General features: G+C 45.9%; 5 protein-coding genes and 1 rRNA gene. 5 read left to right on the forward strand and 1 reads right to left on the reverse strand.

The features are described 5' to 3' along the window. The first annotated feature begins 321 nt into the window (after positions 1 to 321). From rrf to IEW48_RS16065, 5 genes are all read left to right on the forward strand, one after another. Positions 322 to 438: ribosomal RNA gene (gene rrf, locus IEW48_RS16045) — 5S ribosomal RNA — on the forward strand. Positions 439 to 744: 306 nt separating this feature from the next. After that, positions 745 to 1,854: an RNA-guided endonuclease InsQ/TnpB family protein gene (locus IEW48_RS16050; protein WP_188624638.1), complete on the forward strand. Its 1,110-nt coding sequence runs from the start codon at positions 745 to 747 to the stop codon at positions 1,852 to 1,854. A gap of 206 nt (positions 1,855 to 2,060) precedes the next feature. Continuing rightward, the gene (locus tag IEW48_RS16055; protein WP_188624639.1) at positions 2,061 to 3,752 is read left to right on the forward strand and encodes a glycoside hydrolase family 13 protein; all 1,692 of its coding nucleotides are present in this window, start codon (positions 2,061 to 2,063) and stop codon (positions 3,750 to 3,752) included. A gap of 175 nt (positions 3,753 to 3,927) precedes the next feature. Next, positions 3,928 to 4,353 carry a glycine/sarcosine/betaine reductase selenoprotein B family protein gene (locus tag IEW48_RS16060; protein WP_188624640.1) on the forward strand — a complete coding sequence of 142 codons (426 nt, stop codon included), beginning with the start codon at positions 3,928 to 3,930 and terminating at the stop codon, positions 4,351 to 4,353. 18 nt (positions 4,354 to 4,371) lie between these two features. After that, entirely contained in the window at positions 4,372 to 4,620 is a 249-nt protein-coding gene (locus tag IEW48_RS16065; protein WP_229704095.1) for a hypothetical protein, read from the forward strand. A 261-nt stretch (positions 4,621 to 4,881) separates the two neighbouring features. Here the strand turns inward: IEW48_RS16065 and IEW48_RS16070 are convergent. Then, positions 4,882 to 5,017 (reverse strand): zinc ribbon domain-containing protein (locus tag IEW48_RS16070; protein WP_188624641.1); only part of this gene is annotated, 136 nt, incomplete at its 5' end.

Consider the following 5,017-nt stretch of genomic DNA (forward strand, 5'->3'; position numbering starts at 1 on the left):
GACGAGGTAGATAGGTCTGGAGTGGAAGCGCAGCAATGCGTGGAGCGACCAGATCCTAATCGGTCGAGGGCTTAACCCATTCACGCGTGGCACCGGTGAATCGTTGCTGTTATCTAATTTTCAGGGTACAACTCATGTTTGCTCAGCCGCTCGCACTGACGCTTACAGGCGGCTTCGCAAACAGGACGTGTACCAAGAAACTTAAGCAACATTCAGAGTGACCAAGCACTCTGTTTTAGCGGAGAAATGAATAAGAGAGGGACTGTGTCCGACGTGGCCTGCAAACGCAGTGCGAGACACGGAGGACACAGTCCCGAACGGTCTGGTGACGATAGCGGAGGGGACACACCCGTTCCCATTCCGAACACGGAAGTTAAGCCCTCCAGCGCCGATGGTACTTGGGGCGGGAGCCCCTGGGAGAGTAGGTCGTTGCCAGGCCTTAAACAAAAGTCTATCCAAGGATTGGATAGACTTTTTTCTTTTATTTCCTAAATAGAAGAAGTAAGCAGTAAAGGATTGAAATTATTGCCTGTCCAAGATTGTATTTTACATCGGTCGATAAATAATAAAGATCATTGACAATAAATTTGTCATCAATTATTTTAACTTACCTCCGACAGAAGTCTCCCACTTCTAAGCGAAGCGAAAGTGGGAGATGAATGTCGGTTTGATGTAGCCTCAATATGATGATTGTGGTAAAATAAAATCAAACAAACGTTCGTGTTGTGGGCAGGTGATGCGGATATGGCCAACAAAGCCTACAAATTCCTTCTGTATCCAACACAAGAACAAGAACAACTGCTCGCCAAAACGTTCGGTTGTGTCCGTTTCGTCTACAACAAAATGCTTGAGGAACGCATACAAATTTATGAAAAGTTCAAAGACGACAAAGAAGCCTTGAAACAGCACAAATTTCCCACTCCGGCCAAGTACAAAAAAGAGTTTGTATGGCTCAAGGAAGTAGACAGTTTGGCATTAGCCAATGCCCAGTTAAACTTAAAGCAGGCATTCACCAACTTCTTCTCTGGCCGGGCGGGATTTCCCAAGTTCAAAAGCCGCAAGGCCAAACAGTCGTACACGACAAATGTGGTCAACGGAAACATTAAGCTTGCCGATGGCTATATCCAGTTACCCAAACTGAAATGGGTCAAATTGAAGCAACATCGGCAGATTCCTGTTCACCACATTATCAAGGCTTGTACGATCACCAAAACGAAAACAGGAAAATATTTTATCTCCATCCTGACAGAATACGAGCACCAACCGGTGCCAAAAGACGTGAAAAACGTGGTGGGGTTGGACTTTTCCATGAATACGCTGTATGTCGATAGCGAGGGTAAGAGAGCCAATTATCCTCGATTTTACCGGCAAGCCTTAGAAAAACTGGCCCGAGCCCAACGGGTGCTGTCACGACGCAGGAAAGGTTCCAACCGTTGGCACAAACAGCGGCTGAAAGTCGCCCAGTTGCACGAAAAGATTGCCAACCAACGTCAGGACTTTTTGCATCAAGTTTCACGGCAATTGGCCAACCGGTATGATGGGGTGGTGATCGAAGACCTCAACATGAAGGGGATGGCTCAAGCCCTCCATTTCGGTCAAAGCGTCCACGACAACGGCTGGGGCCTGTTCACCTCTTTCCTTCAATACAAGTTAGCAGAACAGGGGAAGAAACTGATCAAAATCGACAAATGGTTCCTCTCATCCAAAACGTGTTCACATTGTGGACGGGTGAAGGCATCTCTGTCTCTCACAGAACGCCAGTTTCGTTGTGAATGCGGTTTTGTGGCAGACAGAGACACCAACGCCGCCATCAATATCAAAAAGGAAGGTCTGAAACAGTTAGGGACTGCCTAACTGGATCTCGAACCGTGGGGCACACGGGGATCGCTCGGTCAACTTCCCATCATGAGATGGGATTACCCGAGAAGCCCCCACCTCTAAGCGTTAGCGTAGGTGGTGGGAGTATGTCACTACTCTTGTAGCTGTGACTTTAACATTGCTGACCAATTCCTATGGTCTTCGGGGAAGTAACATAAGCAAAAGTATGGGAGAGGATATGAATGAACAAAGCTTGGTGGAAAGAAGCAGTTGTGTACCAAATTTATCCCCGTAGCTTTAAGGACAGCAACGGAGACGGCATAGGTGATTTACAAGGCATTATCTCAAAATTGGATTATTTAAACAAGCTGGGCATTGATGTCATTTGGCTTTGTCCTGTTTATCAGTCTCCGAATGATGACAATGGGTATGATATTAGTGACTACTATCAAATCATGGATGAATTTGGGACTATGGATGACTTTGATCAACTGCTGGCGGAAGCCCATAAGCGGGGCCTTAAGGTGATGATGGACCTTGTGGTCAACCACACCTCAGATGAGCATGCTTGGTTTATTGCCTCACGCTCTTCAACTGACAATGACAAGCGGGATTATTATATATGGAAAAAACCAAAGCCGGACGGAAGCCCGCCAAACAACTGGGGCGCTACTTTTGGGGGATCCGCTTGGGAATACGATGAACAAACCGGAGAATATTATTTGCATTTATTCAGCAAGAAACAGCCTGACCTGAACTGGGAAAATCCACGGGTGCGGCAGGACATTTATGAGATGATGAAGTGGTGGCTGGATAAAGGCGTTGACGGTTTCAGAATGGATGTAATTAACCTTATCTCCAAAGATCAAAACTTTCCAGATGGTGTTGTGCCTGAAGGACATGAGTATGGGGATGGCAGTCCTTTCTACATGAATGGTCCGCGCATCCATGAGTTTTTGCAAGAAATGAACAGGGAAGTGCTGTCAAAATATGACATCATCACAGTTGGAGAAATGCCCGGTGTCGATACAGAGCAAGCCAAGCTGTACACCGCTGAACACCGGCGCGAACTGCAAATGGTTTTCCATTTTGAACACGTTTCCCTGGGTGATGGCCAATACGGTAAATGGTCTCCGGGGGAGTGGAAATTGACTGATCTAAAGCGTATTTTCTCCAAATGGCAGACTGCACTGGATCAAGAAGGGTGGAACTCGCTGTATTGGAGCAATCACGACCAGCCTCGCGCGGTTTCCCGCTTTGGAAATGATAGTGAGGAATACCGGGAAGTATCTGCCAAAATGTTGGCCACTTGTTTGCACATGCTCAAAGGGACTCCGTACATTTATCAGGGTGAAGAGATCGGCATGACCAATGTCCGTTTTGAGCAGATAGATGATTATCGGGATATTGAAACCTTGAATGCCTATCGGGATTTAGTTCAAGGCGGTAAATTGTCCCATGAGGCGATGATGAAAGCGATCCATGAACGAAGCCGTGACAATGCCAGAACTCCTATGCAATGGAATGATCAAAAACATGCTGGTTTTACTACTGGTACGCCATGGATTGCCGTTAATCCCAACTATAAATCCATTAATGTGGAGCAAGCATTAAACGATCCGAATTCCATCTTTTATTATTATCAAAAGCTGATTCAATTGCGGAAAACATACGATGTGATTGTTTATGGCCAATATCGCCTCATCATGGAAGAGGATGAACAGATTTATGCCTATCTCAGACAGTTAGGAAATCAGACCTTGCTCGTCATCACTAATTTTTCTGAGGAACAGCCTGTGTTTAGATTGCCGGACAATGTAACATACAGCAGCAAACAGTTGCTGATCAGTAATTACAATGTTGATGAACAAGATGAGATCAGACAGACTAAACTTCGGCCTTATGAAGCACGGGTTTACTTGTTAACCACATAATCCTGTAAAAGGCAAGTGCTCTTTAACAAGCTTCTTTGTTAAGATTTATAAATAAAAGGGGATTAAAATGGCTGACGAAGGGGTACAGTGATAGTGTATAATCAATGGTACAACCCCTCATACATAGCTATAGTAAGCGGGGGGTTGGTTAAAATAAAGGTGGAGGTGGTTATTTATGGAAATGTCACGTAAGGCCATTCCTTATACGCCTAATGATAAAGCGTTAAGCGAGATGACCATTGCCATTGTGTCAACGGCTGGGGCTCACCTGAAAGACCAAGACCCGTTTAACACCGCTGGTGACCATACGTACCGCTTGATTAGCGGAGATGCGGATACATCCCAGTTTACCGTTACACATGGGGCACCGAAGGAACATTACAATACAGATGAACCAAAAAAAGACATTAATGTGATTTTCCCCTTGGATCGTTTGCGTGAATTAAAAGAAGAGGGCTTTATCGGCGATGTGAACAATAAGCATATTTCCATGATGGGATACGCCATGCGCTTAAAACAAATTTTGGACGAGACCGTCCCACAAGTGGCCAAGGAAATCACCAAGTCCAAAGCAGATGCTGTTTTGCTGACTGCTGGATGACCGCTGTGTCACCGTACCGTGGTCGCGGTACAACGTGCCATTGAAATGCAAGGTATTCCAACCGTGCTGGTCACTCTGGACAAGGAGCAGTCCGGCTTAATGAGACCGCCCCGGGCCATTCACCCGGTTGGCTTCCAATTTGGCCATTCACTGGGTAAGCCCCATGACGTCGAAACTCAAAAAGCGGTGATTAAAGAAGCCCTACAGCAGCTGACGATTAAACAAGAGCCAGGTCAGATTCATGACAAAGAATTTCCCAGTTACTGAGTGAGAGACTAATATCATAGCCAAACAACAGGCGAAATCATGTGCCCCCTCTCATTGTGAGAGGGGTTATACTTTATCGCTTCCACCTTAATGTTGATAATTCATGTCAGCATGATCATTGGATTTTGTTAAACTGGATATAACGGTGTGACATACTCCCACCACCTACGCTAACGCTTAGAGGTGGGGGCTTCTCGGGTAATCCCATCTCATGATGGGAAGTTGACCGGGCTATCCCCGTGTGTCCCACGGTTCAGTTGACTAGGAAGGCAACAAGCGTAAGCCTTCCTGCAAAATATTTTTTGCGGCATTGATGTCCCTGTCATGATGTGTACCACACGATGGACACGTCCATTCCCGCAAGCCGAGGTTTTTTACTTCTTTATGGCGATAGCTA

Origin of the sequence: Caldalkalibacillus thermarum (assembly GCF_014644735.1) — a bacterium.
Classification (GTDB): Bacteria; Bacillota; Bacilli; order Caldalkalibacillales; family Caldalkalibacillaceae; genus Caldalkalibacillus; species Caldalkalibacillus thermarum.

Excerpts from the sequence above, each read along its gene's own strand:
- IEW48_RS16060 (WP_188624640.1), top strand. The coding sequence starts at position 3,928 with ATGGAAATGTCACGTAAGGCCATTCCTTATACGCCTAATGATAAAGCG.
- IEW48_RS16055 (WP_188624639.1), top strand. The coding sequence starts at position 2,061 with ATGAACAAAGCTTGGTGGAAAGAAGCAGTTGTGTACCAAATTTATCCC.
- IEW48_RS16050 (WP_188624638.1), top strand. The coding sequence starts at position 745 with ATGGCCAACAAAGCCTACAAATTCCTTCTGTATCCAACACAAGAACAA.